Annotated in this window: 25 protein-coding genes; 11 read left to right on the forward strand and 14 right to left on the reverse strand. The window is 72.0% G+C overall.

The window, feature by feature from the left end; translation table 11 throughout:
* Nucleotides 1-6 precede the first annotated feature (6 nt).
* On the reverse strand, nucleotides 7-1,050 hold the full coding sequence (purM, locus tag Z164_RS0105575) for a phosphoribosylformylglycinamidine cyclo-ligase (RefSeq protein WP_152540860.1): 1,044 nt from the start codon (nucleotides 1,048-1,050) through the stop codon (nucleotides 7-9).
* Nucleotides 1,051-1,350: 300 nt separating this feature from the next.
* Between purM and Z164_RS0105580 the strand changes: the two genes are divergently transcribed.
* From Z164_RS0105580 to hda, 3 genes are read left to right on the forward strand one after another with little or no spacing between them, the layout of a single operon-like run.
* Nucleotides 1,351-2,352 (forward strand): DUF2066 domain-containing protein, encoded by a 1,002-nt coding sequence (locus Z164_RS0105580; RefSeq protein WP_236621756.1) that lies wholly within the window; start codon nucleotides 1,351-1,353, stop codon nucleotides 2,350-2,352.
* A gap of 8 nt (nucleotides 2,353-2,360) precedes the next feature.
* Nucleotides 2,361-3,527 carry an AI-2E family transporter gene (locus Z164_RS0105585; protein ID WP_024889747.1) on the forward strand — a complete coding sequence of 389 codons (1,167 nt, stop codon included), beginning with the start codon at nucleotides 2,361-2,363 and terminating at the stop codon, nucleotides 3,525-3,527.
* A 14-nt stretch (nucleotides 3,528-3,541) separates the two neighbouring features.
* A complete protein-coding gene (gene hda / locus Z164_RS0105590) occupies nucleotides 3,542-4,303 on the forward strand; it encodes a DnaA regulatory inactivator Hda (protein WP_043689329.1) in 762 nt (253 codons plus the stop codon).
* Between the two features lie 332 nt (nucleotides 4,304-4,635).
* Here hda and murU read toward each other — a convergent pair whose 3' ends face one another.
* Nucleotides 4,636-5,421 (reverse strand): N-acetylmuramate alpha-1-phosphate uridylyltransferase MurU, encoded by a 786-nt coding sequence (gene murU, locus Z164_RS0105595; RefSeq protein WP_024889749.1) that lies wholly within the window; start codon nucleotides 5,419-5,421, stop codon nucleotides 4,636-4,638.
* A 102-nt stretch (nucleotides 5,422-5,523) separates the two neighbouring features.
* Here murU and Z164_RS0105600 point away from each other — a divergent pair, with 102 nt between their 5' ends.
* The gene (locus Z164_RS0105600; RefSeq protein ID WP_043689330.1) at nucleotides 5,524-6,921 is read left to right on the forward strand and encodes a mannose-1-phosphate guanylyltransferase/mannose-6-phosphate isomerase; all 1,398 of its coding nucleotides are present in this window, start codon (nucleotides 5,524-5,526) and stop codon (nucleotides 6,919-6,921) included.
* Nucleotides 6,922-6,973: 52 nt separating this feature from the next.
* Here the strand turns inward: Z164_RS0105600 and Z164_RS0105605 are convergent, their stop codons facing one another.
* Nucleotides 6,974-7,240 (reverse strand): GlsB/YeaQ/YmgE family stress response membrane protein, encoded by a 267-nt coding sequence (locus tag Z164_RS0105605; RefSeq protein WP_024889751.1) that lies wholly within the window; start codon nucleotides 7,238-7,240, stop codon nucleotides 6,974-6,976.
* 120 nt (nucleotides 7,241-7,360) lie between these two features.
* A complete protein-coding gene (locus Z164_RS0105610; RefSeq protein WP_024889752.1) occupies nucleotides 7,361-8,854 on the reverse strand; it encodes a M20 family metallopeptidase in 1,494 nt (497 codons plus the stop codon).
* Between the two features lie 268 nt (nucleotides 8,855-9,122).
* Here Z164_RS0105610 and Z164_RS0105615 point away from each other — a divergent pair, with 268 nt between their 5' ends.
* A complete protein-coding gene (locus Z164_RS0105615) occupies nucleotides 9,123-9,461 on the forward strand; it encodes a ComEA family DNA-binding protein (RefSeq protein WP_024889753.1) in 339 nt (112 codons plus the stop codon).
* Nucleotides 9,462-9,652: 191 nt separating this feature from the next.
* Complete coding sequence (locus Z164_RS0105620) at nucleotides 9,653-10,231, forward strand: HutD/Ves family protein (protein ID WP_024889754.1); 579 nt, start codon at nucleotides 9,653-9,655, stop codon at nucleotides 10,229-10,231.
* Between the two features lie 93 nt (nucleotides 10,232-10,324).
* Here the strand turns inward: Z164_RS0105620 and Z164_RS0105625 are convergent, their stop codons facing one another.
* The 9 genes from Z164_RS0105625 to Z164_RS0105665 all read right to left on the reverse strand — a co-directional run bounded on the left by Z164_RS0105625 (nucleotide 10,325) and on the right by Z164_RS0105665 (nucleotide 20,002).
* Nucleotides 10,325-12,745, reverse strand: a complete 2,421-nt coding sequence (locus Z164_RS0105625; protein WP_024889755.1) for a TonB-dependent receptor domain-containing protein — start codon at nucleotides 12,743-12,745, stop codon at nucleotides 10,325-10,327.
* Between the two features lie 331 nt (nucleotides 12,746-13,076).
* Nucleotides 13,077-13,289, reverse strand: a complete 213-nt coding sequence (locus Z164_RS0105630; protein WP_024889756.1) for a hypothetical protein — start codon at nucleotides 13,287-13,289, stop codon at nucleotides 13,077-13,079.
* 265 nt (nucleotides 13,290-13,554) lie between these two features.
* A complete protein-coding gene (locus Z164_RS0105635; RefSeq protein ID WP_024889757.1) occupies nucleotides 13,555-13,893 on the reverse strand; it encodes a non-heme iron oxygenase ferredoxin subunit in 339 nt (112 codons plus the stop codon).
* A gap of 22 nt (nucleotides 13,894-13,915) precedes the next feature.
* Nucleotides 13,916-14,449, reverse strand: coding sequence for a GNAT family N-acetyltransferase (locus Z164_RS0105640; protein WP_024889758.1), 534 nt, complete (start codon nucleotides 14,447-14,449; stop codon nucleotides 13,916-13,918).
* A 199-nt stretch (nucleotides 14,450-14,648) separates the two neighbouring features.
* On the reverse strand, nucleotides 14,649-15,911 hold the full coding sequence (locus tag Z164_RS0105645) for a cysteine desulfurase (RefSeq protein WP_024889759.1): 1,263 nt from the start codon (nucleotides 15,909-15,911) through the stop codon (nucleotides 14,649-14,651).
* Nucleotides 15,908-17,176: a Fe-S cluster assembly protein SufD gene (sufD, locus tag Z164_RS0105650; RefSeq protein WP_024889760.1), complete on the reverse strand. Its 1,269-nt coding sequence runs from the start codon at nucleotides 17,174-17,176 to the stop codon at nucleotides 15,908-15,910. The genes Z164_RS0105645 and sufD overlap by 4 nt, the downstream gene beginning before the upstream one ends.
* Nucleotides 17,176-17,937 carry a Fe-S cluster assembly ATPase SufC gene (gene sufC / locus Z164_RS0105655; RefSeq protein ID WP_024889761.1) on the reverse strand — a complete coding sequence of 254 codons (762 nt, stop codon included), beginning with the start codon at nucleotides 17,935-17,937 and terminating at the stop codon, nucleotides 17,176-17,178. The genes sufD and sufC overlap by 1 nt, the downstream gene beginning before the upstream one ends.
* Nucleotides 17,938-18,062: 125 nt before the next feature.
* The gene (gene sufB, locus Z164_RS0105660) at nucleotides 18,063-19,523 is read right to left on the reverse strand and encodes a Fe-S cluster assembly protein SufB (RefSeq protein WP_024889762.1); all 1,461 of its coding nucleotides are present in this window, start codon (nucleotides 19,521-19,523) and stop codon (nucleotides 18,063-18,065) included.
* Nucleotides 19,524-19,540: 17 nt separating this feature from the next.
* Entirely contained in the window at nucleotides 19,541-20,002 is a 462-nt protein-coding gene (locus Z164_RS0105665; protein WP_024889763.1) for an SUF system Fe-S cluster assembly regulator, read from the reverse strand.
* Between the two features lie 189 nt (nucleotides 20,003-20,191).
* Here Z164_RS0105665 and Z164_RS0105670 point away from each other — a divergent pair, with 189 nt between their 5' ends.
* The gene (locus Z164_RS0105670) at nucleotides 20,192-20,674 is read left to right on the forward strand and encodes an SET domain-containing protein (protein WP_024889764.1); all 483 of its coding nucleotides are present in this window, start codon (nucleotides 20,192-20,194) and stop codon (nucleotides 20,672-20,674) included.
* Nucleotides 20,675-20,723: 49 nt separating this feature from the next.
* On the opposite strand, the gene miaB is transcribed toward Z164_RS0105670, so the two are convergent.
* The gene (gene miaB, locus Z164_RS0105675; RefSeq protein WP_024889765.1) at nucleotides 20,724-22,154 is read right to left on the reverse strand and encodes a tRNA (N6-isopentenyl adenosine(37)-C2)-methylthiotransferase MiaB; all 1,431 of its coding nucleotides are present in this window, start codon (nucleotides 22,152-22,154) and stop codon (nucleotides 20,724-20,726) included.
* A gap of 189 nt (nucleotides 22,155-22,343) precedes the next feature.
* Here miaB and Z164_RS0105680 point away from each other — a divergent pair, with 189 nt between their 5' ends.
* The 4 genes from Z164_RS0105680 (at nucleotide 22,344) to Z164_RS0105695 (ending at nucleotide 26,062) form a co-directional block, all read left to right on the forward strand.
* Nucleotides 22,344-23,222 carry a lytic transglycosylase domain-containing protein gene (locus Z164_RS0105680; protein WP_052338359.1) on the forward strand — a complete coding sequence of 293 codons (879 nt, stop codon included), beginning with the start codon at nucleotides 22,344-22,346 and terminating at the stop codon, nucleotides 23,220-23,222.
* Nucleotides 23,223-23,367: 145 nt separating this feature from the next.
* Nucleotides 23,368-24,006: a ubiquinol-cytochrome c reductase iron-sulfur subunit gene (gene petA, locus Z164_RS0105685; RefSeq protein WP_024889767.1), complete on the forward strand. Its 639-nt coding sequence runs from the start codon at nucleotides 23,368-23,370 to the stop codon at nucleotides 24,004-24,006.
* Nucleotides 24,007-25,266, forward strand: coding sequence for a cytochrome b (locus Z164_RS0105690; protein WP_024889768.1), 1,260 nt, complete (start codon nucleotides 24,007-24,009; stop codon nucleotides 25,264-25,266).
* Nucleotides 25,259-26,062: a cytochrome c1 gene (locus Z164_RS0105695; RefSeq protein WP_152540861.1), complete on the forward strand. Its 804-nt coding sequence runs from the start codon at nucleotides 25,259-25,261 to the stop codon at nucleotides 26,060-26,062. Before Z164_RS0105690 ends, Z164_RS0105695 begins: the two co-directional genes overlap by 8 nt.
* Nucleotides 26,063-26,112: the final 50 nt, after the last annotated feature.

The raw sequence follows: 26,112 nt of genomic DNA on the forward strand, positions 1-26,112 counted from the left end.
GCGGCCTCAGCCGATGCGCACGCGCTCGTCGCCGGCGCAGTCGATCACTTCGCCGATCCGCCAGTGGCCCAGGCCGGCGGCGTCCAGGCCGCGTTCGGCCGCCGCCACCGAGGCCTCGGGCAGCACCAGCACGAAGCCGATGCCGCAGTTGAAGGTGCGCCACATCTCCTCGCGCGCCACCGCGCCCTCGCGTTGCAGCCAGTCGAAGACCGGCGGCGGGGTCCAGGCGCCGGCGTCGATCGCCAGCCCCAGGCCCGCGGGGATCACCCGCACGATGTTCTCGGTCAGGCCGCCGCCGGTGATGTGGGCCATGGCGTGGATCTCGGCGCCGGCCGCCTCGTCGAGCAGCGCCAGCACCGGTTTCACGTACAGCGCGGTCGGCGCCATCAGCGCGTCGATCAGGCGGGTGCCGTCCAGGTCGAGGTCGGCGGGGCGTCCGGCGCGGTCGTAGATGCGCCGGATCAGCGAGTAGCCGTTGGAGTGCGGGCCGGAGGACGCGATGCCCAGCAGCACGTCGCCCCTGCGCACGGCCGAGCCGTCGAGCAGGCGCGACTTCTCCACCGCGCCCACGGTGAACCCGGCCAGGTCGTACTCGCCGGGCGGGTACATGTCGGGCATCTCGGCGGTCTCGCCGCCGATCAGCGCGCAGCCGGCCAGTTCGCAGCCGCGGGCGATGCCGCCGACCACGGCCGCGGCGGTGTCCACGTCGAGCTTGCCGGTGGCGAAGTAGTCGAGGAAGAACAGCGGCTCGGCGCCCTGCACCAGCACGTCGTTGACGCACATGCCGACCAGGTCGATGCCGATGGTGTCGTGGCGCCCGAGCTGCTGGGCCAGCTTCAGCTTGGTGCCCACGCCGTCGGTGCCCGAGACCAGCACCGGCTCGCGGTAGCGGCCGGACAGGTCGAACAGCGCGCCGAAACCGCCGAGCCCGCCCATCACTTCGGGCCGGAACGTCCGCCGCACCAGCGGCTTGATGCGTTCGACGAGGGCATTGCCCGCGTCGATGTCGACGCCGGCATCGCGGTAGGTGAGCGGTGTGGGGCGGGTCACGGGAGCGGCCGATGGCGGGCGGGCCGCGATTCTATCAGGGCCAGGGGCCAGGGGCCGGGGGCCAGGGGCCAGGGAAAGGCGGGAGGCCTCGCTTTTGCTTTTCCCTGACCCCTGGCCTCCGGCCCCTGGCCCCTGGCCCCCGGCCCGTGTTCGCCGCCTCACGTCGCCTTGTGGCACCATTCCGGCGTTTTCCGCATCGCGCAAGGGACGAACATGGCGTTGGCTGGTCGATGGGCGCGCTGGGCCACGGGGCTGTTGCTGGCGGGTACGCTGCTGCCCGGGCTGGTCTACGCGCAGCGCATGGAAGGCGAGACCGCGCAGGCGCAGGGCCTCTACGAGGCCGAGGTGACGGTGGGCAGCCAGGGCGAGAGCGAGCGCAACGCGGCGTTCGGGCGCGCGCTGGCGCAGGTGCTGGGCAAGGTCTCGGGCGATCGCGCCGCGGCCAGCCGCCCCGGGGTGAGCCAGGAACTGCGCCGCGCCGCGCAATACGTCGCCGGTTACGACTATCGCCAGGACGAGGGCGTCTCGGGCTCGGGCGCGCCGACCTTCCAGACCACGCTGGTGGTGCGCTTCCACCGCGAGGCGGTGGACGGCATCGCCGCGGCGCTGGGCCTGCCGGTGTGGCCGGAGCCGCGGCCCAAGCCGGTGCTGTGGCTGGCGATCGACGATGGCTCGGGGCCGCGCCTGGTCGGCCTCAACCACAACAACGTCGCGCGGCCGGTGCTGCAGCGCGCACTGCAGCGCGGCTACCGGCTCGGCCTGCCGCGCGGCAGCGCCGCCGAGCAGGCCGCCGTGGGCGCGATCTGGCGCGGCGACGCCGCCGCGATCGCCCGCCTGTCGGCCCAGTACCAGCCGCCGATGCAGCTCATCGGCAAGCTGCAGCGCGCGGGCTCGGGCTGGCGCGCGGACTGGACCTTCGTCGACAACGGTCGCGTGCTGTCGCAATGGACCAGCGAGGAGGCCGATGCGCGCCAGGCGATGAGCGCGGGCGCCGATGGCGCCGCCGATGCGCTGGTCAAGCGCTATGCGCGCGTCGCGCCGGTCGGCGCGCCCGGCGACTACCGGGTGGTGTTCGCCGGCATCGGCAGCAGCGATGATTTCATCCGCCTGTCCTCGACGCTGCAGGGCATGGCGGTGGTGCGGCGGATCGCGCCGGTGCGCGCCACCGCCGACGCGCTGGAGTACGAGCTGGAGCTGGTGACCGGCCTGCCGGGCTTCCGCCGGCTGCTCGACGACGACGTGCTGGTCGAGGTCGAGGGCCTCGTCGATACCGGCACGCCCGTGTTCCGGATGGTCAGGTAGGCACCCCCATGAACGAGACGGCGGACGAGGCGATCGCGACCTTCCTGAAGCGGCTGCAGTGGGGGCTGCTGTTCTTCGCGGTGCTGTGGATCATCGGCGCCCTGGGCCCGATCCTCACCCCGTTCGTGCTGGCCGCGCTGCTGGGCTGGCTCGGCGATCCGCTGGTCGATCGCCTGGAGCGCACCGGCCGCTCGCGGCCGGTCGCGGTCTCGCTGGTGTTCCTCTTCATGGTGCTGCTGGTGGTCCTGGTGGTGCTGCTGCTGGTGCCGATGATCGAGCGCCAGGTCCGCACCCTGATCGACAGCCTGCCGGCCTACCGCGACTGGATCATGCAGACCGCGATCCCGTGGGTGGAGGGTCGCTTCGGGATCGAGGTGTCGGAATGGCTGGATCCGCAGCGCCTGATCGAGCTGGTGCGTGGGCACTGGCAGCAGGCCGGCGGCGCGGCGGCGACGTTCTTCTCCTACGTCTCGCGCTCCGGGTTCGCGGTGATCGCGTTCGTGATCAACCTGGTGCTGCTGCCGATCCTGACCTTCTACTTCCTGCGCGACTGGGACGTGCTGGTGGAGCGCGTGGCGCAGCTGATCCCGCGCAAGCACCTGGCCACGGTGACCCGGCTGGCGAAGGAATCCGACGAGTCGCTGGGCGGCTTCCTGCGCGGGCAGTTCCTGGTGATGCTCGGGCAGGGCGCGTTCTACGCCGTGGGCCTGCAGCTGGTCGGCCTGCGGCTGGGCGTGCTGGTGGGCCTGGTGGCCGGCCTGATCAGCTTCGTGCCCTACCTGGGCGCGACGGTGGGCGCGATCCTGATGCTGCTGGCCGCGCTGGTGCAGGAGCAGGGCTTCAACTGGCAGTTGCTGATCCTGGGCAGCGTGGTGTTCACCGCCGGCCAGCTGCTGGAGAGCTACGTGCTCACCCCGCGCCTGGTCGGCGACCGTATCGGCCTGCACCCGGTGGCGGTGATCTTCGCGGTCATGGCCGGCGGCCAGCTGTTCGGCTTCGTCGGCATGCTGATCGCGCTGCCGGTGGCGGCGGTGGCCAACGTGCTGCTGCGCTTCCTGCACGAGCGCTACCAGGCCAGCCGGCTCTACGCCGGCGAGCCGAGCAGCCTGGTGGTGAGCGAGCGCGCATCCCCCGTCGTGCCCGATGCGCCCGCGAAGGGCCAGGGCGACGCCTGAGCCCGCGCGACGCCGTGACCGATCCCGCACTCTCCGGCGCTGCGGCGCAGCTGCCGCTGGCGCTGCGCTACCCGCCCGACCAGCGCTTCGAGACCTTCGTCGGCGCGCCGCCGGGCACGCTCGAACAGGTGCGCGCGCTGGCCGCGGGCGCGGGCGCCGGCTGGCTGCTGCTGCAGGGGCCGGCCGGCGCGGGCAAGACCCACCTCGCGCTGGCCGCCTGCGCGCATGCCGAGGCGCAGGGGCGCCGCAGCGCCTTCCTGCCCTTGGCCAGCGCCGCCGGCCGTCTCGCCGACGCGCTCGCCGCGCTGCACGAGCTGGATCTCATCGCGCTCGACGGGCTGGAGGCGATCGCGGGCGATCGCGAGGACGAGGTGGCGCTGTTCCACTTCCACAACCGTGCCCGCGACGCCGGGCGCGACGTGCTCTACACCGCGCGCGAGCCGGTCGCGGTACTGGGTGTCGGCCTGCCCGACCTGCGCTCGCGGCTGGCCGCCTGCGCCCAGCTCGCGCTGGCGCCGCTGGACGACGCCGGCCGCCGCGAGCTGCTGCGCGTACGCGCGCAGCGCCGCGGCCTGGCGCTGGAGGACGCCGCCATCGACTGGCTGCTGCGCCGGGTGGATCGCGACATCGCCGGCCTGACCGGGCTGCTCGATCGCCTCGATCGCGCCTCGCTCGCCGCCCAGCGCCGGCTCACCGTGCCCTTCCTGCGGCAGGTGCTGGGGGGCAGGGATCGGGGGCCGGGGATCGGGGACCAGGGGCCAGGGGCCAGGGGCTAGGCTGTATCGACATTCAGCGCGCGAAAGGCCCTCTCTTGGAGGCACGCTGCCTTTGGCCTGCCCCCGCAAGCGGGGCGCATCTTGTTTTCCCTTCCCCCGCAAGCGGGGAGCATCCTGATTTTCTTCCCCCGCAAGCGGGGAGCAGGCGGATGGGGGCACGCCGCAGGCGTGCGAGAGCCGCTCTCATCCGGCGCTGCGCGCCACCTTCTCCCGCTTGCGGGAGAAGGGACGATATGTACCCGCTTGCGGGGGCAGGGACCGCCCGGCGCTGCGGGCCGAATGTCGATACACCCCAGGGACCAGGGACCAGGGGGCAGAGACCAGGGAAAGGCTCAGGAACGATCGCTGGTGCGGGAACTTCGGGTCACCGTCGTTCCTGCTTTTCCCTGGCCTCTGGCCCCCGGCCCCTGACCCCTGATCGCCCCGAGCTCCCGCTCCAGGCGCCGCAGCCGCTCCGGCGTGCCCACGTCGGTCCAGCGGCCGCGGTGGTGGGTGCCGGTGACCTGGCCTTCGCGCATCGCCGCGCGCAGCAGCGGGGCCAGGCGGAAGCGCGGCGGTTCAGCCCGCGCGCCGGGCGCGTCGCCGACGATGCGCGGCCAGTCGTCGAACAGCGAGGCGCGGTAGACGCCGATGCCGGCGAAGGTGAGCTTCGGCTCGCCGTGGGCGCGTACGTCGCCGTCGGCGTCCAGCGCGAAGTCGCCGTCGGGGTGGTGCTGCGGGTTGTCGACCAGCACCAGATGGGCGTCGCCGGGCGGCTCGGCGGGCAGGGCGGCGAAGTCGAAATCGGTCCAGATGTCGCCGTTGACCGCCAGGAAGGGCGCGTTGCCCAGCTGCGGCAGCGCGTTCCACATGCCGCCGCCGGTCTCCAGCGGGGTGTCGCCCTCGTGCAGGTAGCGGATCCGCAGGCCCCAGCGCGTGCCGTCGCCCAGCGCCGCCGGGAACTGCGGGGCCAGCCAGGAGGTGTTGATCAGCACCTCCTCCACCCCCGCGGCCGCCAGCCGCTGCAGGTGCCAGGCGATCAGCGGCTGCCCGCCGGCGGGCAGCAGCGGCTTGGGGACCGAGTCGGTCAGCGGCCGCATGCGTTCGCCGAGGCCGGCGGCGAAGATCAACGCCTTCATGGCGCGCGGAGCGGAATGGACATGGGCGGTTCCGAGGGGGCGGGCCGCGCCAAGGGTAAACTGCCGGCCCGGCCCGAGCGAACGGCCGAGCGAGATTTGCGCATGTTGCAGGTGGTGTTGCTGTCAGGCGGTTCGGGCACGCGGTTGTGGCCGCTCTCGCGCGAAGCGTATCCCAAGCAGTTCCTGCCGCTGGTCGGCGAGGCCACGCTGGTGCAGGACACCTGGACGCGGGTGGCGGCGCTGTCGGCGCGGCCGCCGATCGTGGTCGCCAACGAGGAGCACCGCTTCCTCGTCGCCGAGCAACTGCGCCAGGCAGGCGCGCCGGCCCCGGCCATCGTGCTGGAGCCGGTGGGCCGCAACACCGCCCCGGCGATCGCCGCGGCCGCGCTGCAGGCCACGGCGCACGGCGAGGACCCGGTGCTGCTGGTGCTGCCCTCCGACCACGTGGTGCGCGATGCCGAGGCCTTCCGCGCAGCGGTGCGCCAGGCGCAGCCGGCCGCCGAAGCCGGCGCGCTGGTCACCTTCGGCATCCGCGCCGACGCGCCCGAGACCGGCTTCGGCTACATCCAGGCCGAGCCCGGCGAGGGCGTGCGCGCGGTGCGGCGCTTCGTCGAGAAGCCCGACGAGGCTACCGCGCGCGGCTACCTCGACAGCGGCGACTACTACTGGAACAGCGGCATGTTCCTGTTCCGCGCCTCGCGCTACCTGGAGGAACTCGGCCGCTTCCGGCCCGACATCCTGGAGGCCGTTCGGCGCGCGTTCGAGGGCGCGACCCGCGACGGCGACTTCATCCGGCTCGCGCGCGAGGCCTTTGCCGCCTCGCCCTCGGACTCGATCGACTACGCGGTGATGGAGCGCACCGCGCAGGCGCGGGTACTGCCGGTGGACATCGGCTGGAGCGACGTCGGCTCCTGGTCGGCGCTGTGGTCGGTGAGCGAACACGACGCCGACGGCAATGCCCACCACGGCGACGTCGTCGCGATCGATTCCCGCAACAGCTACGCCTACGCGCGGCGGCTGGTGGCGCTGGTCGGGGTGGACGACCTGGTGGTGGTGGAGACCGACGATGCGGTGCTGGTGGCGCGCAAGGACCGGGTGCAGCAGGTGCGCGAGGTGGTGGCGCGGCTCAAGGCCGACCGGCGCAGCCACGCGGTGCTGCATCGCGAGGTGCACCGGCCCTGGGGCAGCTACGACTCCATCGACGCCGACGACGGTTTCCAGGTCAAGCGGATCAAGGTCAAGCCCGGCGGGCGGCTGTCGCTGCAGTCGCACCGGCATCGCGCCGAGCACTGGATCGTGGTGCGCGGCATCGCGCGGGTGACCCGCGACCACGACGTCTTCGAGCTGCACCCCAACCAGTCCACCTACATCCCGTTGGGCGCGAAACACCGGCTGGAGAACCCGGGCACCGAGACGCTGGAGCTGATCGAGGTGCAGTCCGGCAGCTACCTGGGCGAGGACGACATCGTCCGCTACGACGACGTCTACGGGCGTTGCTGAGCGATCGCCCCGACGCCGTTCCGGCGCGGCCCGCGCCGGCCGCGCGCTGCGCCTACCGGCCCGGCCGCAGCAGCTGCAGCACGCCCAGGATCGCGATCGCGCCGAGCAGCGCGCCGAGGAAGCCCGCCGCCTGGCCGGGCGCGTACCAGCCGAACTGCTGCCCGGCCCAGGTGCCGAGCAGGGCGCCGCCGATGCCGAGCAGGGCGGTCAGGATCACGCCCAGGCGCCGGCGCCCCGGCGTGAGGAAGCGCGCCAGCACGCCGACCACCAGCCCGACCAGGGCGATATAGAGCCAGTTGCTGCTGCCGAACGGTGCCATGCGCTGCGATCCGGGGTGTCGTCGGGGAAGAACGGCAGGATAGCCGCGCCGGCGCCGCGCGCAAGCATCGACGGCGCGTCGGTCGCGCGCCCGCGCGGGGCGTGCGACCGCGGGCGGGCCTCAGCAGCAGCCGTGGTCGCCGTGGCGCTGTCCGCTGTCGGGCGCGACCGCCGAGCCGGTGGTCTCGCCGCGCTCGCTGGCCAGGTGGTGCTCGGCGATCACCCGCGCCACGCTCGCGGTCACCCGCTTGCCCATCGGGATGTGCAGGAACTCGTTCGGGCCGTGCGCGTTGGAGTGTGGGCCGAGCACGCCGGTGATCATGAACTGCGCGCCCGGGAACTTCTCGCCGAGCATGCCCATGAAGGGGATCGAGCCGCCCTCGCCCATGTACATCGCCGGCCGGCCGTAGAAGGCGCGGCTGGCTTCGTCGATGGCGCGCTCCAGCCACGGCGACATCGCCGGCGCGTTCCAGCCGGTGGCTGCCTTCTCCAGCGCCAGCGAAACCTTGGCCCCGTAGGGCGGATCGCGGGTGAGCGCCTCGTGCAGCAGCTCGCCGGCGCGCTTGCCGTCCACGGTCGGCGGCAGGCGCAGCGACAGCTTGACCGCGCTGTGCGGGCGCAGCACGTTGCCGGCCGAATCCAGCGGCGGGATGCCGCCCACGCCGGTCACCGACAGCGCCGGTCGCCAGGTGCGGTTGAGCACCAGTTCGGCGAGGTCGTCGTTCATCGGCCGCATGCCCGGCAGCAGCGGGAACTTGTCGAACACCGCCGAGCCCAGCACCTCGGCCGCGCGCCTGGCCTGGGCGACGCGCTCCTCGGGGATCGGCGCGTGCAGGCCGTCGAGCAGGATGCGGCCGCTGTCCTCGTCCTCGATGCGCGACAGCAGGCTGCGCAGGATGCGGAAGCTCGACGGCACCACGCCGGAGGCATCGCCGGAGTGCACGCCTTCCTCCAGCACCTGCACGTCGAGGTTGCCGCCGGCCAGCCCGCGCAGCGAGGTGGTGCACCATAGCTGGTCGTAGTTGCCGCAGCCAGAATCCAGGCAGACCACCAGCGAGGGCTGGCCGATCCGGTCGGCGAGATGATCGACGTAGGCCGGCAGGTCGTAGCTGCCCGATTCCTCGCAGGCCTCGATCAGCACCACGCAGCGCGCGTGCGGCAGCTTCTGCTCGTGCAGGGCCAGGATCGCGGCCAGCGAGCCGAAGATGGCGTAGCCGTCGTCGGCGCCGCCGCGCCCGTACAGGCGGTCATCGCGCAGCACCGGGGTCCAGGGGCCGAGATCGTCGTCCCAGCCGGTCATCTCCGGCTGCTTGTCCAGGTGGCCGTAGAGCAGCACGCAATCGTCGTCGCGGCCGCCGTGCGCGGCCGGGATCTCGATGAAGATCAGCGGCGTGCGCCCCTCCAGCCGCACCACCTCCACCCGCATGCCCGGGATCGGCTGCCGCTCGGCCCAGCGCACCATCAGCTGCACCGCATCCTCCATGTAGCCGTGCGCGGCCCAGTCGGCGTCGAACATCGGCGACTTGTTGGGGATGCGGATGTACTCGACGAGCTGGGGGACGATCTCGTCGTCCCACTTGGCGGCGACGTAGCGGTCGGCCTGCTGGGCGTCCATGGCGACTCCTGGCGCTGGGAAAGGCGGCCATTCTAGGCCTTCGCGCCGGCCAGCCCCAGGCCGGCGCCCGCGCGCCCGGCCGCGGCGCGCTGCGCACGCGCGATGAGCGGCGGTGCGCGAGTTCGGAAAAATCCTACGCGCGGACGCGGCAATGCCTGCCGGCGCGCGGGAAATCGGGCGATAGGTCCCGCCCGGTCCGGCCGGGATACTGACCACACCGGCATCCCCGCCGGGCAGGAAGTCCACCCCATCTCATGGAGAGACCCAGATGAAGATCCTCAACAAGTTCGCCGTCGCCTCGCTGCTGTCGATGCTGCTCGCCGGAGCGGCCTGGGCCAACGAGAAGGTCAACATCAACACCGCCGACGCCGCCACCCTCGACCGGGTCCTGGTCAACATCGGGCCGGCCAAGGCGGAGGCCATCATCGCCCACCGGCGCGAGCACGGCGCGTTCCGCAGCATCGAGCAGCTGGCCATGGTCAAGGGCGTCGGCTTGCGCACCGTCGAGCTCAACCGCGACCGCATCGAGCTCGGCTCGGCGCCGACGCGGACGCCCGTCGCGCGCCCCGCCGGCGCCGCCGCCGGGCCGGCGACCCTGCAGCGCTGAACCCGGCCTCCGGCGCCGCGCACGGAAGCGCGCGCCGGCCGGGGCAGGGACGCACCGGCATCGATCGGCAGGACGCCGCCGACAGGGAGGTCATCCGCCGCCCGCCCGTGCAGGACGCGCGGGCGGGCGGCGACTTTTCCCGGGGGCCGCGTTGCATCCGCTGCGCGAAGCGGCTCCGCTAGACTGGCCGCATGGTCGCCAGCCGCGTCGTTACCGCCCATGAGTACGCCCGCGTGCGCTGGCGCAACGGCGCGGGCTGGACGCGCGAGATCGGCGCCTGGCCCGCTTCGCAGGACTGGGTCTGGCGGCTGTCGATCGCCGAGATCGAACGTGCCGCTCCCTATTCGCCGTACCCCGGGGTCATGCGCCAGCAATGGCTGTTGCACGGCGAGGGCCTGACGCTGGCCTGGCCCGACGGTGCGCATGCACGGCTCGTACCGCCCTGCGGCAGCGTGCGCTTCGACGGCGGCCGCCCGCCGGTGGCCGAGCCCGACGGCCGGGTGGCGGCGTTCAACCTGATGTGGCGCCCGGAGGCGGTCGAGGTCGAGGCCCGGCACCGTCCGCTGGTCGGCGCGATGGTGTGCTTTCCCGGTGCGGGCGAAACCTGGGCGCTGCACCTGCTGGCCGGCCGCGCGGTCTTCGCCGCGGATGCCGGGCTGCCGCCGCTGGAGGCCGGGGACACGGCGCTGCTGGCCTCGCCGGTGCGCCGGCGCGTCCTGCTGGAAGGCCAGGGCGAGCTGCTGGCGATCTCGGTGCGCGACCGCGCCTGAGCGCCGTCGCCGTGCCGGGGCGCCGGGCGCCGGGCGATTCCCGCCCGGGCCGACCGGGGCGCGGGTGCGGCCGTGCCGCCCCGCGCCGTCCGCTCAGAAGCGGTAGTTCGCCGATATCCAGAAGCTGCGGCGCTGGTCCTTGATGAGGTACTCGTCCACGCAGAGGTAGCTGTCCTGCGTATCCGCCAGCGTGCAGGTCTGGGAGATGAAGTCCTTGTCGAACAGGTTGTTCACCCGCGCGTTGAGGCCGAAGGCGTCGTTGATCCGCCAGGAGGCGCCGAGGTGGAACACGGTGTAGTCGCCGTAGTAGAGCTCGCGGTCGGTGGCGGCGTCGTAGTCGCGGTAGCGGTCGTAGCGGGCCTCGGCGATCAGCGACAGGTCGATCGAGGGGGTCGCGGCCCACTGCAGGGTCGCATTGGCGATGTGCTCGGCCGGGTTGCCGGTGATCGGCCGGCCTTCCTGGGCGCCGCTCTTCTGCTCGGACTGGGTCCAGGTGTAGTTGCCGCGCAGGGAGAAGCCGGCCGCGAGGTCGGCATGGGCCGCCAGTTCGACGCCGCGGGTCTCGGCGCGGTCGATGTTGATGCGCTGGCTGAAGGTGGTGTAGCCCAGCGCCGCCCAGCCCGGGCCGATGTCGACGCAGTAGCCGCCGCCGGCGGGGGCGACCTCGCAGTTGGGGAAGTTGTCGCCGGTGGCGATCTTGTCCTTGAAGCGGTTGTAGAACGCGGTGGCGTTGAAGCCCCATGCGTCGTCCTCGTAATAGGCGGCGATCTCGAAGTTGGTGCTGGTCTCGGGCTGCAGGTCGGGCGTGCCGACCATCGGCGAGACGCCCTGGCCGCCGAAGCCGGTGATCCCCGGGAACAGGTAGTTCGGCTTGGGCGCCTTGTAGCCGGTGCTCACGCCGCCCTTCAGCGTCCAGGCGTCGGAGGCGTCCCAGACCAGGTAGGCGCGCGGGCTGACGTGGCTGCCGAAGATGTTGTGGTGGTCGTAGCGCACGCCGAGGGTGGCGGTCAGGGTGTCGGTGAAGCCCCAGTTGTCCTCGGCGAACACCGCCCACTGCTTGTGGGTCTGCTTGGTGCCCGGGCGGAACCCGGCGCCGTCCATGCCGAACACGCCGTCCTCCATGTCGGTGTCGTTGTACTGGCCGCCGACGGTGACCAGGTGCTCGCCGAACTGCATCTCCAGCATGGAGTCGAGGATGACGCCCTCGAGTTCCAGGGTGCGCAGCTGGCGCGGCAGGAAGGCCTGGAGCCGGGCCAGTTCGTCGGCGGTGAGGCCGCTGGACTCGATCCCGGCCAGGCCGGTGCCGTTGTCGCAGTAGGCGGGCAGGCCGCGGCGTGCGCAGACGTCGTTCCACAGCGTCTGCAGCTGGTCGCGCTCGTCCACCGTCAGCGGCAGCGAGCGACCGAGGTTGCTGGTCTTGTGGTGCATCAGGCTGGTGGTGCTGGTGCCGAAGTCCCAGCGGCCGATGTGGGTCAGCGCGAGCTGGTCGCGCTCGTAGCGCTGGTAGGCGGTGTAGCCGACGCGCGGCTGCACTACGCGGCGGCGTACCGTGCCGTTACCGCCGGGGGCGGGAACGGTCGCGTTGCCGCTGCGCCACAGGCTCTCGATGCTGTCGAGGGTGCCGGTCTGGCCCTGGGAGTTGTCGTACTTCAGCCGCGCGATGTCGTAATCGAGGATGAGGTCGTGGTCGTCGTTGGGCGTGAAGGACAACCGCACGCCGGCGTTCCAGTTGGTCGCGCCGACCCGCTTGCCGCCGCCGCCGAAGCCGAGCGTGCGCTCCCACATCGTGCCGTCGGGCAGGGGCAGCGGGTCCCATTCGGGCATCGACTCGTCGCGGTCGTACCAGCTGCCGCGCACGGCCAGGCCGAGGCGGTCGGCCACCAGCGGGCCGCCCACGTAGAGGTCGGTCTTGCGGTCGTCGCCGAAGTCGTCGTCCTGCTGGAAGGTGAAGGCCTGGGTGACCGCGCCGTGCCAGCGGTCGCCGACCTTGCGGGTGATGATGTTGACCACGCCGCCCATCGCATCGGAGCCGTACAGGGTGGACATCGGGCCGCGCACCACCTCGATGCGCTCGATCGCCTCCAGCGGCGGCACGAACGAGAACTGGCCGCCGCCGAAGTTGTTGGGGTACAGGTCGCCCACGTTGCTTTGCCGGCGGCCGTCGATCAGCACCAGCGTGTACTCGGAGCCGAGGCCGCGCATGCTGATCGTGGCCTCGCCGTTCTTGTCCGTGCTCTCCATGCCCACGTCGATGCCCTCGATGTCGCGCAGGGCGTCGATGAGGTTGGCGTAGGGCCGCCGGGCCAGCTCGTCGCGGGTCACCAGGGTGATGCTGGCCGGCGCGTCGGTGAGCTTCTGCTCGAAGCCGGCCGCGGTCACCACCACGGCATCGAGGTCGGTGGCCTGCGATGCGGTGCGGGTCTGCGCGAAGGCCGGCGCGACGGCGGCCAGCGCGAGCGAGGCGGCGAGGATGGAGCGGTGCGGGTAGGCACGATGCGGCGGGCGTTTCGTCATCACTGGACTCCGGCAGAAGTACGGGCACGGGGCACCGCGTCGTCGTCGCGCGACGTGGCTCGGGTGAAGCGGGGGCCCCGGGGTGGATCGGGTGCGGTCGGATACCGACGCGCATCGAGATCGCAATTATAATGAGAATTGTTATTGATTCAATCCGTTCAGGCTGCCGGTCTGCGGGACAGGCGCAGGCCCGCGCGGCTGTCGCGCCCGGGCGCTCATGCGGCGCGCCTGGGCGATGCAGGGACCGCCAGGCGCCGCCGGGTCGGGGCGAAACGCGACCGGCGGCGCCCGGCGTCGGCCGCATGCGGCGCCGTCGCCGGATCGGGCGGCGTCAGTCCCAGTCGGAATGGATGAAAGGCATGCCGCGTTCGTCGAGCATGCGCACACCGGTCGGTACGCGGTGGATGCGGTGGTGCAGGCGGGCCAGGGAATCGGCGCGATCGAACGCGCGCACCGGGTCGGCTTCGCGGGCGACCAGCTCCCCGCGGAAGCGCACTTCCCACATCCTGTCCTTCGCCGCGACCTCCACGAGTACGCGTTCCATGCCCCTTCGCCTCCCTGCCGGATGCCTGCGGCCGCGTCCTCCTCCTGGGGCGCCCGCGATCCGGCCTTGCGCACTATGCCATTCCCGGGCGCCGGCGTCTGCGGACGACGCCGGCGCATCGGCGCCGAGGGGACCGATCCCGCTCGCGCGAGCCGTGCCCGGCGGCAAGGGCGGCCGCTACCGCCGCGGCCGGGGAGCGCGCGGGGAGGCGGCGACAGCGGGCGCGCGGAAACCGGCGCGCGGCGGCCGGTCCGCCTCGATGCGCCTAGCCCCCAGGCCCCTGGCGGTCGTCGCGGGTCCAGACGCCGCCGTCGCGCACCTCGACCGGAAACTTCGCCACCGGTGCGTAGGCCGGCGCGCACAGCGCACGGCCGTCGCGCACGTCGAAGCGGGCGCCGTGCAGCACGCATTCGATGCTGCCCTCGGCCGGATCGAGCGCGCCGGCGGACAGTTCGAAGTCCTCGTGGGTACAGCGGTCCTCGAGCGCGTAGTAGTCGCCGTCGAGGTTGACCACCAGGATCGGGGTGTCGCCGTCCCAGGCCACCCGGCTCTCGCCCGGCAGCAGCTCGGCGGTCGCGCACACGAAGATCCAGTCCTGGCCCATCGCGCGATTGTACCGGCGCGGGTCAGGACAGCGGCTTCTCCAGCACCTCGAAGCGCAGGTCGTCGCGGCGCGGGATGCCGTAGCGCGGGTCGCCGTAGGGGAACGGGCGGTGACGGCCGGTGCGGCGGTAGCCGCGGCGCTGGTACCAGGCGATCAGCTCCTCGCGCAGGTCGATCACGGTCATGCGCATCAGCGGCAGGCGCCATTCCTCGCGGGCGATGCGCTCGCACTCGGCGAGCACGGCGTGCCCGATGCCGCCGCCCTGGCGGCGCGGGGCGACTGCGAACATGCCGAAATAGCCGGCGCCGTCGTCCTCGGCGACGTGCGCGCAGGCGACCGGGCCGGTGCCGTCCTCGCCCAGCACCACCCGGCTGCGCGGGCGGCGGATGTCGGCCAGCAGCACGTCGGGGGCGATGCGCTCGCCGTCGAGCAGGTCGGCCTCGGTGGTCCAGCCCGCGCGGCTGGCGTCGCCGCGATAGGCCGAGGTCACCAGGGCGACGAGCGCCGGCACATCGGCGGGAACGGCGGCGCGGAAGCGGAGCGGGGCTGGCGTCATCGGGCGGGAAGGGCTGGGGGATGCGCTGTTCTCGCGCGTTCGCGGCCGCGGCGCAAGCCGTCGCGGCGGACGCAGCCGCGCGCGCGGGCTCGCTCGAAACCCGGCGGTGCGGCGCCGGCCGTCGTTGCCGGGTGCGGTGCGCGGATGCATCCCGTCCGCCGCGCCGGTCGCGCGAGCGCGCTGCCGCGGCCGGATCGCGTCAGCCCAGCAGCCGGCGCACCTTGCGCAGGGCGGCGACGAAGGCGTCGATCTCCTCGTGGGTGTTGTAGAAGGCCAGCGAGGCGCGGCAGGTGGCGGCGACCCCGTAGAACTGCAGCAGCGGGTGCGCGCAGTGCTGGCCGGAGCGGATCGCCACGCCTTCCAGGTCGAGCAGGGTCGCCAGGTCGTGGGCGTGGGCGCCCTCGACCAGGAACGAGACCACCGCCGCCTTGTCGGGCGCGCGGCCGAGGATGCGCACGCCGGCCTCGGCGTCCAGCGCTTCGGTCAGGTGGGCCAGCAGCTCGGACTCGCGGGCCTCGATCCGCGCCAGACCGATCGCGTCCAGGTAATCGGCCGCCGCGGTCAGGCCGACGAAGCCGGCGATGTTCGGCGTGCCGGCCTCGAAGCGGTGCGGCGGGTCGTTGTAGACCGTGCCCTCGAAGCTGACCTCCTTGATCATCTCGCCGCCGCCGATGAACGGCGGCATCGCCTCCAGGTGCTCGCGGCGCGCCCACAGCGCGCCGGTGCCGGTGGGCCCGAGCATCTTGTGGCCGGTGAAGGCGTAGAAGTCGCAGCCGATGGCGGCGACGTCCACGGGCCGGTGCGGCACCGCCTGGGAGCCGTCGACCACGGTGACGATGCCGCGCCGGCGCGCCTCGCGGCACAGCTCGCGCACCGGGTTGACCGTGCCGAGCAGGTTGGAGACGTGCGCCACCGCGAACAGCTTGACGTCGGGCGTCATCGCGCGCGCCAGCGCCTCGCGGTCGAGCGTGCCGTCCTCGCGGATCTCGGCGACCCGGATCGCGGCGCCGGTGCGCTCGGCCACCAGTTGCCAGGGCACGATGTTGGCGTGGTGCTCCATGCGCGAGACCAGGATCGTGTCGCCGGGCCCCAGCCGCGGCAGCGCCCACGAGTAGGCCACCAGGTTGATCGCGAAGGTGGTGCCGCTGCACAGCACCAGTTCGTCGGCGCGCACGTTGAGCAGGCGCGCCAGCCGCCTGCGCGCGCCCTCGTAGGCCTCGGTGGCCTCGGTGCCGAGCTGGTGCACGGCGCGGCTGACGTTGGCGTTGAAGCGGCGGTAGTAGCCGTCCACCGCCTCGATGACCGCGGCCGGCTTCTGCGCGGTGTTGGCGTTGTCGAAATAGATCAGCGGGCGGCCGTGCACCGTGCGATGCAGCAGCGGGAAGTCCGCGCGCAGCCGCGCCCAGTCGACGGCGGCGGGCGCGTCCGCGGCGGGCGCGGCGGCGGGATGCGGTGCGCTCATCGCGCCACCACCCCTTCGAGCGCGCGCGCCAGGGCGGCGTCGAGCGCCTCGTGCAGCGGGCCGGCGCCGGCCGCGGCCAGCGGCTCGCGCGCGAACGCGCCGGTCAGCAGGGCGCGCGCCTGCGCTTCCGGCAGGCCGCGCGCGCGCAGGTAGAACAGCGCGTCGGGGTCGAGGCGGCCGACGGTGGCGCCGTGCGCGGCCTGCACCTCGTCGGCGTGGATGACCAGCACAGGCTGGGTGTCGATCTCCGCCTCGGCCGACAGCAGCAGGTTCTTGTTCGACAGCCGGGCGTCGGTGCCGTCGGCGCCCTCGCGGATCAGGATGCCGCCGTGGAAGACCACGCGGCTGCGGTCGGCGGCGGCGCCGCGCCACAGCAGCTCGGCCGCGGTGTCGCGGGCGACGTGGTCGATGCCGAGGCGGGTGTCGAGGTGGCGGCGCCCGCTGCCCAGCAGCACGCCATTGGCGACCAGGCGTGCGCGGTCGCCTTCCAGGCGCACGTTCAGTTCGTGCCGGGAAAGCGCCGCGCCCAGCTCCGCATCGACGCGGCGGTATTCGGCGTCCGCGGCCAGCACCGCGTCGGTGCGCAGCAGCGCGGTCATGCCGGCGTCGTCGTCCTGCACGCGCGCATGGACCAGGCGGGCGCCCTCGGCGAGGTGGACGTGGGCCAGGCTGTTGTCGAGATGGCGCGCGTCCGCGCCGGCGCGCAGGCGGTGCTCGACCAGGCGCAGGCTGGCGCCGCGACGCAGCTCGATGCGGTGGCGCAGGTGCCAGGCGAGATCCTCGCCGGCGGGGGCGCCGACGAACACCAGGTGCAGCGGCGCCTCGGCCTGGACGCCGGCCTCGGCCTGCAGCAGCACGCCTTCCTCGGCCAGGGCGGCGTTGAGGCGGGCGAACACCTCGTCGCTGCGCTCGAAGCGCCGCGTCAGGAACCGCAGCGCCTCGCCGCCGCCGGCCAGCGCTTCGGAGAGCGGCCGCAGCGAGACGCCGTCGGGCAGGTCGTCCAGCCGCGACAGCGCCGGTACGTGGCGGCCGTTGACGAACACCAGCCGCGGCGACGGGATGCGCGCGAGCAGGGCCTCGTCGAGCGCCGCCGGCGCGGCCGGGGCCACGCCGAAGCGGCGCCGTTCCAGCGCGCGCAGCGGGGTGTACTTCCAGGCTTCGCTGCGCGGGCCGGGCAGGCCGTCGCGCAGGGCCTCGTCGAGCGCGGCGCGGCGCGCGGCATCGCCGCGGAAGCCGGCCGCCAGCGATTCGAGCAGCGGGCTCATCATGCCGACTCCGGCACCACGCGCTCGCGGATCCAGCCGTAGCCGTGCTGCTCCAGCTCCAGCGCCAGCTCCGGGCCGCCGGTCTGCACGATGCGGCCGTCGGCCAGCACGTGCACCACGTCGGGACGGATGTAGTCGAGCAGGCGCTGGTAGTGGGTGATCACCACGAACGCGCGCTCGGGCGAGCGCAGGGCGTTGACGCCCCCGGCCACGGTCTTGAGCGCGTCGATGTCCAGGCCGGAATCGGTCTCGTCGAGGATCGCCAGCTTCGGCTCCAGCACCGCGAGCTGGAAGATCTCGTTGCGCTTCTTCTCGCCGCCGGAAAACCCTTCGTTGACGCCGCGGTGCAGCAACTGGTCGTCCAGGTGCAGCACCGAGAGCTTCTCGCGCACCAGCTTCAGGAACTGCATGGAATCCAGCTCCGGCTCGCCGCGCGCCCGGCGCTGCGCGTTGAGCGCGCTGCGCAGGAAGTAGGTGTTGTTCACGCCCGGGATCTCGACCGGGTACTGGAAGGCCAGGAACACGCCGGCCGCGGCGCGTTCCTCGGGCTCCAGTTCGAGCAGCGCGCGGCCGTCGAACTCGACCGAGCCGGCGGTGACCTCGTAGCCGTCGCGGCCGGCGAGGATGTTGCCCAGGGTGGACTTGCCGGCGCCGTTCGGGCCCATGATGGCGTGGACTTCGCCGGGCTTCACCTCGAGCGAAAGGCCCTTGAGGATGTCCTTGCCGGCGACGCTGGCGTGGAGGTCGATGATCTTGAGCATGGGATTTCCGTAGTTGTCCTGAGCCCCCTCTCCCGCTGGCGGGAGAGGGCTGGGGCGAGAGCGCATGCCCTCATCCGGCGCTGTGCGCCGCCTTCTCCCGCGGGCGGGAGAAGCGAGAAGGAGACTCAGCCGACCGAGCCTTCCAGCGACACTTCCAGCAGCTTCTTGGCCTCGACGGCGAACTCCATCGGCAGCTCGCGGAAGACCTGCTTGCAGAAGCCGTCGACGATCAGGCTGACCGCGTCCTCCTCGGAGATGCCGCGGCTGCGGCAGTAGAACAGCTGGTCGTCGCTGATCTTGGAGGTGGTGGCCTCGTGCTCGACGGTGGCGGCCGGGTTCTTCACCTCGATGTAGGGGAAGGTGTGGGCCCCGCACTGCTTGCCGATCAGCAGGCTGTCGCACTGCGTGTAGTTGCGCGCGCCGTCGGCGCCGCGGTCCACCTTGACCAGGCCGCGGTAGGTGTTCTGGCCGCGCCCGGCGCTGATGCCCTTGCTGACGATCTTCGACTTGGTGCGCTTGCCGATGTGGATCATCTTGGTGCCGGTGTCGGCCTGCTGGCGGTGGTGGGTGAGCGCCACCGAGTGGAACTCGCCCACCGAGTCGTCGCCCAGCAGCACGCAGGACGGGTACTTCCAGGTGATCGCCGAGCCGGTCTCGACCTGGGTCCAGGTCACCTTGCTGCGCGCCCCGCGGCACTCGGCGCGCTTGGTCACGAAGTTGTAGATGCCGCCGCGGCCTTCCTCGTCGCCGGGGTACCAGTTCTGCACGGTGGAGTACTTGATCTCCGCGTCCTCCAGCGCGACCAGCTCGACCACCGCCGCGTGCAGCTGGTTCTCGTCGCGCATCGGCGCGGTGCAGCCTTCCAGGTAGGAGACGTAGGCCTTGTCCTCGCACACGATCAGGGTGCGCTCGAACTGGCCGGTATGGCCGGCGTTGATGCGGAAGTAGGTGGACAGCTCCATCGGGCAGCGCACGCCCGCAGGCACGAACACGAAGCTGCCGTCGGAGAACACCGCCGAGTTCAGCGCGGCGAAGTAGTTGTCGCCGACCGGCACCACGGTGCCGAGGTAGCGCTTCACCAGCTCCGGGTGCTCCTGGATGGCCTCGGACATCGAGCAGAAGATCACCCCTTTCTCGGCCAGCTCCTTGCGGAAGGTGGTGCCGACGGAGACCGAGTCGAACACCGCGTCCACCGCCACGCCGGCCAGCCGCGCGCGTTCGTGCAGCGGCACGCCGAGCTTGTCGTAGGTGTCCAGCAGCTCCTGCGGCACCTCGTCGAGCGACTTGTACTTCGGGCCCTTGGGCGCGGAATAGTAGGACAGCGCCTGGAAGTCGATCGGCTCGATCGAGAGCTTCGCCCAGTGCGGCATCGGCATCTTCAGCCAGTGCCGGTAGGCGGCCAGGCGCCACTCGGTCATCCACTCCGGCTCTTCCTTCTTCGCCGACAGCGCGCGGATGACGTCCTCGTCCAGCCCGGGCGGCAGCGAGTCGGACTCGATGTCGGTCACGAAGCCGGCCTCGTAGCGGCGGCCGAGCTGCTCGTGGATCTCTCGGTTGGCGATGGGTTCGACGATGTCGGTGGCCATGGGGGGGCTGCCTACTGTCAGGGGCCGGCCAGGCGCGCATCGATGCGGCGCGCCGGCGTAGCGGGGGAGGGGAGAGGAGCGTCGTGCAGCATCTGCGCCAGGCTCACGCCGCGCAGCGCGTCGGCGACCACGTCGTTGATGCGGCGCCAGTTGGCGCGCACTCCGCACTGGTGGGAGATGCCGCACTGGCTGTCGTCCAGGCTGCACTCGGTCATCGCCAGCGGGCCTTCCATCGCCTCGACGATCTCGATCAGGCTGATCGCGGCGGCCGGGCGCGCCAGGCGGTAGCCGCCGTTGGCGCCGCGGAAGCCCTCGACCAGGCCCGCCTGGGCCAGCGGCTTGAGCACCTTGCTGACGGTCGGCGCTTCCAGGCCCGCGCGCTCGGCCAGGTCCGCCGCGCACAGCACCGCGTCCGGACGCGCGGCGAGCGCGGTCAGGACGACGGTGGCGTAGTCGGTGAGCCTGGTGACGCGGAGCATGGGGGGGCGGGGACGATCCGTCAAATCGGACCGAAATTGTACTCTTTCGATCGCGGCGCGGCCAGTCCGCCGGTGCGCCTGGATTCATTCGCGCCCGTGCCCGTGCCGCGCGGGCGTCGGGGCCGCCCGTCGCATGGCGCCGGCTCGCCGCATGCCACACAATGCCGGTTCTCCATTCCGCTCAGACCGATGCCGAAGCAACCCCTGAAGATCGAAGCCCGCAAGTCCCCGATCCACGGCAATGGCGTGTTCGCCAAGCGCAAGATCCGCAAGGGCGAGCGCATCATCCGCTACGTCGGTGCGCTGCGCACCCACGACGAGGTGGACGCGGCCTATGCCGACGTCGAGGAGAACGGGCATACGTTCCTGTTCACCCTCAACGACGAGTACGTCATCGACGCCAACGTGCGCGGCAACGTCGCGCGCTGGATCAACCACAGCTGCGCGCCGAACTGCGAGGCGGTGGTGGAGGAGGACGACAAGGGGCGCCCGGAGAAGGACCGGGTGTACATCGAGGCGCTGCGCGACATCGCCCGCGGCGAGGAGCTGACCTACAACTACGGGATCACCCTCGAGGAGCGGCACACGCCGAAGCTGAAGAAGCTCTGGGGCTGCCGCTGCGGCCAGCCCAACTGCACCGGGACCATGCTGCAGCCCAAGCGCAAGCGCTGAAGCGGCCGCCCCGGGGCATCGCGGCGGCCCGGGCCGGGCCGGCGGGGCGTCAGGCGGCCGCCGGCGCGGCCACGCGGCCGCGCAGCGAATTGCTCATCGCCTCGGTGATCGTCACGTCCACGAAGCGCCCGATCAGCGACCTGGGCGCCGGGAAGTTCACGAAGCGCATGTTCTCGGTGCGCCCGGTCAGCTCGTGCTCGCTCTTGCGCGAAACGCCTTCCACCAGCACCCGCTGGGTGGTCCCCACCATCGCCTCGGCGATGCGGCGCGCGTTGGCGTTGATCGCGGCCTGCAGCCGCTCCAGCCGCGCGTGCTTGACCGCGGCCGGGATGTCGTCGGGCAGGTCGGCGGCCGGGGTGCCGGGGCGACGGGAATAGATGAAGGAGAAGCTCTGGTCGAAGCCGACCTCCTCGATCAGCTTCATCGTCTTCTCGAAATCCGCGTCGGTCTCGCCGGGGAAGCCGACGATGAAGTCCGAGGACAGGCAGATGCCCGGGCGCACCGCGCGCAGCTTGCGCACCTTCTGCTTGAACTCCAGCGCGGTGTAGCCGCGCTTCATCGCCGCCAGGATGCGATCGCTGCCCGATTGCACCGGCAGGTGCAGGAAGTCGGCCAGCTGCGGCACGTCGCGGTAGGCCTCCACCAGCGAGTCGGAGAACTCCAGCGGGTGCGAGGTGGTGAAGCGGATGCGCTCGATGCCCTCGATTTCGGCGACGGTGCGGATCAGCAGGCCCAGGTCGGCATGCGCCTCGCCGGCATCGCCGCCGCCCATGGGGCCGCGGTAGGCGTTGACGTTCTGGCCGAGCAGGGTGACCTCGCGCACGCCCTGGCCGGCGAGCTGCACGATCTCCACCAGCACGTCCTCGAACGGCCGGCTGACCTCCTCGCCGCGGGTGTAGGGCACCACGCAGAAGCTGCAGTACTTGCTGCAGCCCTCCATGATCGAGACGAACGCGGTCGGGCCCTCGGCGCGCGGCTCGGGCATGGCGTCGAACTTCTCGATCTCCGGGAAGCTGATGTCCACCTGCGGCCGGCCCTGCTCGCGGCGGGCGCGGATCAGCTCCGGCAGCCGGTGCAGGGTCTGCGGCCCGAACACCAGGTCCACGAACGGGGCGCGCTTGACGATCGCCTCGCCTTCCTGCGAGGCCACGCAGCCGCCCACCCCGATCAGCACCGGGCGGTCGCCCTGCTTGAGAGCCTTCCAGCGGCCGAGCTGGCTGAACACCTTCTCCTGGGCCTTCTCGCGGATCGAGCAGGTGTTGACCAGGATGACGTCGGCCTCCTCGGCGCGGTCGGTCAGCTCCAGGCCTTCGGCGGCCGCCAGCACGTCGGCCATGCGGTCGGAGTCGTACACGTTCATCTGGCAGCCGTGGGTCTGGATGAACAGCTTGCCGCGCGCGGGCGAGCCGGCAGGCGCGGCGGGACGGGCCAGTGGAAGGATGTCGCCGACGGCGGGCGCGGGGCGGGTCTGGGCGGTCATGGGCCTGGGTCGTGGGCATGTCCGGGGCGCGAAGGCGGAACCGGGCCGGATGGCGGGCGACGGGCGGCCCGCGTCGGGCCGGCGCGCAGTGTACCCGCACGCAGCGCCGGCCGCAGGCGTCGCCGGCCGCGTCCTGGGGTGCCGCGGCGCCCCTTGGCAAGCGGCGGCTTTGCGGCGAGACTGCGCCCGATGGGGATCAAGGGGACCATCGCCGTGCTGTGCGCGCTCGCGTCCGCCCCGGCCGCGGCGGGCACGCTGTACCGGTGCGACAGCGGCGACGGCGTGCCGCAGTACGTCAGCAAGCGCGTGCCGGGCGCCCAGTGCCGGGTGATCAGCCGCTACACGGCCGCGGCCGGCCGCGCCCCCGCCGCCGGCCGCGTCGACGGTTCGCCGGCCACCGTGAATCCGGGCACGTCCGCGGCCTCCAGGCCGCGCGCAGCGGCCGGGGCCCCCGCTCGGCAGGCCGCGCCGGCCACCCGGCAGGTGCAGGGCCAGCTGTACTCCTACGTCAAGGACGGGATCCGCCACTACACCAGCCGGCCGCCGGCGGGCGGATCCGGCGCCACCGCCCTGCGCACGATCCGCTACAGCTTCATCGAGACCTGCCATGCCTGCGCCGCCCGGCCGGGGGTGAACTTCGGCACGGTGCGCCTGAACACGGATGCCTACGCCGAGGAGGTCCGGGCCGCGGCGCGGGAATTCGGCGTCGACGAGGCGATCGTGCGGGCGATCATGCACGCGGAATCGGCGTTCAACCCGAACGCGCTCTCGCGCGCCGGGGCCCAGGGCCTGATGCAGCTGATGCCGGCCACGGCGCGCCGCTTCGGCGTGGCCAATCCGTTCGACCCGGCGCAGAACATCCGCGGCGGGGTGGAATACCTGGCCTGGCTGCTGCGGCGCTTCAACGGCGACCTGACCCTGGCCGCGGCCGGCTACAACGCCGGCGAGGGCGCGGTGGACCGCCACGGCGGCGTGCCGCCCTACAGCGAGACCCGGCGCTACGTGGAGCGGGTGAACGTGCTCTCCGAACGCTACCGCGGCCATCTGGCCAGCGCCGGCGGGCGCTGAGTCGAAACGTCCGGGGCGTCGGAGATTGTCGGCCGATTCAGCGTTCCGTTACACTTGATCGTCTTTTGGCGTGCGCATCGGCGACGGAAGACGCGCGCGGCAGCCAGTTTTTTCACCAGCTACCGAAAGGTTCGCGGAGTGCCGGATGGCCAATGAAACGGTGATCAATCCCGTCGATGGCGAGGATTCAGTCAATACGGGGCGTCGCCGCTTCCTGACCGCCACCACCGCGGTGGTGGGCGCGGTCGGGGTGGTGGGAGCGGCGGTGCCGTTCATCAAGTCCTGGAACCCGAGCGCGCGGGCGCTGCTGGCGGGCGCTCCCGTCACCGTGGACATCAGCGCGCTGCAGGAGGGCCAGCGCCTGATCCTGGAGTGGCGCGGCCAGCCGATCTGGATCGTCAAGCGGTCCAAGGCGATCCTCGACGCGCTGCCGACGCTGGACCCGCTGCTGCGCGATCCGACCTCCGAGAACGCCGACCAGCAGCCGGCCTACGTGCGCGAGGCCAATCCGGAGCTGCGCTCGATCAAGCCCGAGATCTCGGTACTGGTCGGGCTGTGCACGCACCTGGGCTGCTCGCCGGAGATGGCCGCCGAGATCCGGCCCGAGCCGTTCGATCCGAACTGGAAGGGCGGCTATTTCTGCCCCTGCCACAAGTCGAAGTTCGACATGGCCGGCCGCGTCTTCCAGGGCGTCCCGGCCCCGACCAACCTGGTCGTGCCGCCGCACTATTACGCCGACGACAACACCATCGTCATCGGCGTCGATCCGGAGGGGGCCGCTTAAATGGCGAACATCTTCACTCGTACGGCCACGGGCGTGATGGACTGGGTCAACGCGCGCGCGCCGGGCATGATGCCGGCGTACCGCAAGCACATGACCGAGTACTACGCGCCGAAGAACTTCAACTTCATGTACTACTTCGGTTCGCTGGCGCTGCTGGTGCTGGTGAACCAGCTGGTGACGGGCATCTTCCTGACGATGCACTACAAGCCCAGCGCGGCCGAGGCGTTCTCCTCGGTCGAGTACATCATGCGCGACGTGGAGTGGGGCTGGCTGATCCGCTACATGCACTCCACCGGCGCGTCGCTGTTCTTCATCGTCGTCTACCTGCACATGTTCCGCGGGCTGATGTACGGCAGCTACCAGAAGCCGCGCGAGCTGGTGTGGATCCTGGGCATGCTGATCTACCTGGTGCTGATGGCCGAGGCGTTCCTGGGCTACGTGCTGCCGTGGGGCCAGATGTCGTTCTGGGGCGCGAAGGTGATCATCTCGCTGTTCGGCGCGTTCCCGGTGATCGGCAACGGCCTGACCGAGTGGATCATGGGCGACTACCTGCCCTCGGACGCCACCCTCAACCGCTTCTTCGCCCTGCACGTGATCGCGCTGCCGCTGGTGCTGCTGCTGCTGGTGGTGCTGCACCTGGGCGCGCTGCACGAGGTCGGCTCCAACAATCCCGACGGCGTGGAGATCAAGAAGGGGCCGAAGGGCAACCGCTGGTCGAAGACCGCGCCGACCGACGGCATCCCGTTCCACCCCTACTACACGGTCAAGGACATCGTGGGCGTCGGTTTCCTGCTGATGCTGGCGGCCTTCGTCATCTTCTTCGCGCCCGAGTTCGGCGGCTGGTTCCTCGAGCACGACAACTTCGTCGAGGCCAACCCGCTGGTCACCCCGGAGCACATCAAGCCGGTGTGGTACTACACGCCCTACTACGCGATGCTACGCGTGGTGCCGGACAAGCTCGCCGGCGTGCTGGTGATGTTCGGCGCGATCGCGATCCTGTTCCTGGTGCCCTGGCTGGACCGCGCCAAGGTGAAGTCCTACCGCTACCGCGGCCTGTTGTCGAAGGTGCTGCTGGGGCTGTTCGCGCTCAGCTTCGTCTGGCTGGGCAAGATCGGCGCCGGCCCGGGCACGGACCCGACGGAGACCATCGTCGGCCGCTTCCTGACCTTCTACTACTTCGCGTTCTTCATCACCATGCCGCTGTGGACCAAGCTCGACAGGACCAAGCCCGTGCCGGAGAGGGTGACGACCCATGACTGAGCACGCGGCGTTCGGCAATCTGGAGGCGGGAATCGTGAAGAAGGGCTATCTGCGCCTGGCGCGCCGCGCGGCCGCCGCGCTCGGCGGCCTGCTGCTGACCTGCAGCGCGCTGGCGGCCGGGCCGGGTTCGGCGCTGCAGCAGTCGGGCGCCGACATCGCCGACCGGGCCTCCCTGCAGCGCGGCGCGCAGCTGTTCATGAACTACTGCTCGGGCTGCCACTCCCTCAAGTACCTGCGCTACTCGCGCCTGGCCGACGACCTCGGCCTGAGCGAGGACGAGGTAATGCAGAACCTCAACTTCACCGGGGCCGGCTTCGGCGAGCACATCGTCTCGGCCATGCCGGCCGTGCACGCGGAGGGCTGGTTCGGCAAGCCGCCGCCGGACCTGTCGCTGACCGTGCGCACCAAGATCGGCGGCCCGGACTGGGTCTATACCTTCCTCAAGTCCTTCTACCAGGACGAGGACGCGACCCTGGGCTGGAACAACACCCTGTACCCGAACGTCTCCATGCCCAATCCCCTGTGGGAACTGCAGGGCCTGCAGCGGCCGGTGTACGGCGAGCCCGACGAAATCGGCGAGCCGACCGTGGAAAGCCTGCAGATCGCGCAGCCGGGCCGGCTGTCGGCGGAGGAATTCGACCGTTCCGCCCGCGACATCGCCGCGTTCCTCCAGTACGCTGCCGAGCCGGCCGCGCTCAAGCGCCAGGGCCTGGGGGTGTGGGTGATCCTGTTCCTGGCGTTCTTCACCTTCCTCGCGTGGCTGCTGAAGAAGGAGTACTGGCGCGACGTGCACTGAGCGCAGACGCGCGCCGGCCCGCCGCCGAGGGCGGGCTCCCGCCGAGGCGC

This window comes from Luteimonas huabeiensis HB2, from assembly GCF_000559025.1.
In the GTDB taxonomy this organism is placed as follows: Bacteria; Pseudomonadota; Gammaproteobacteria; order Xanthomonadales; family Xanthomonadaceae; genus Luteimonas; species Luteimonas huabeiensis.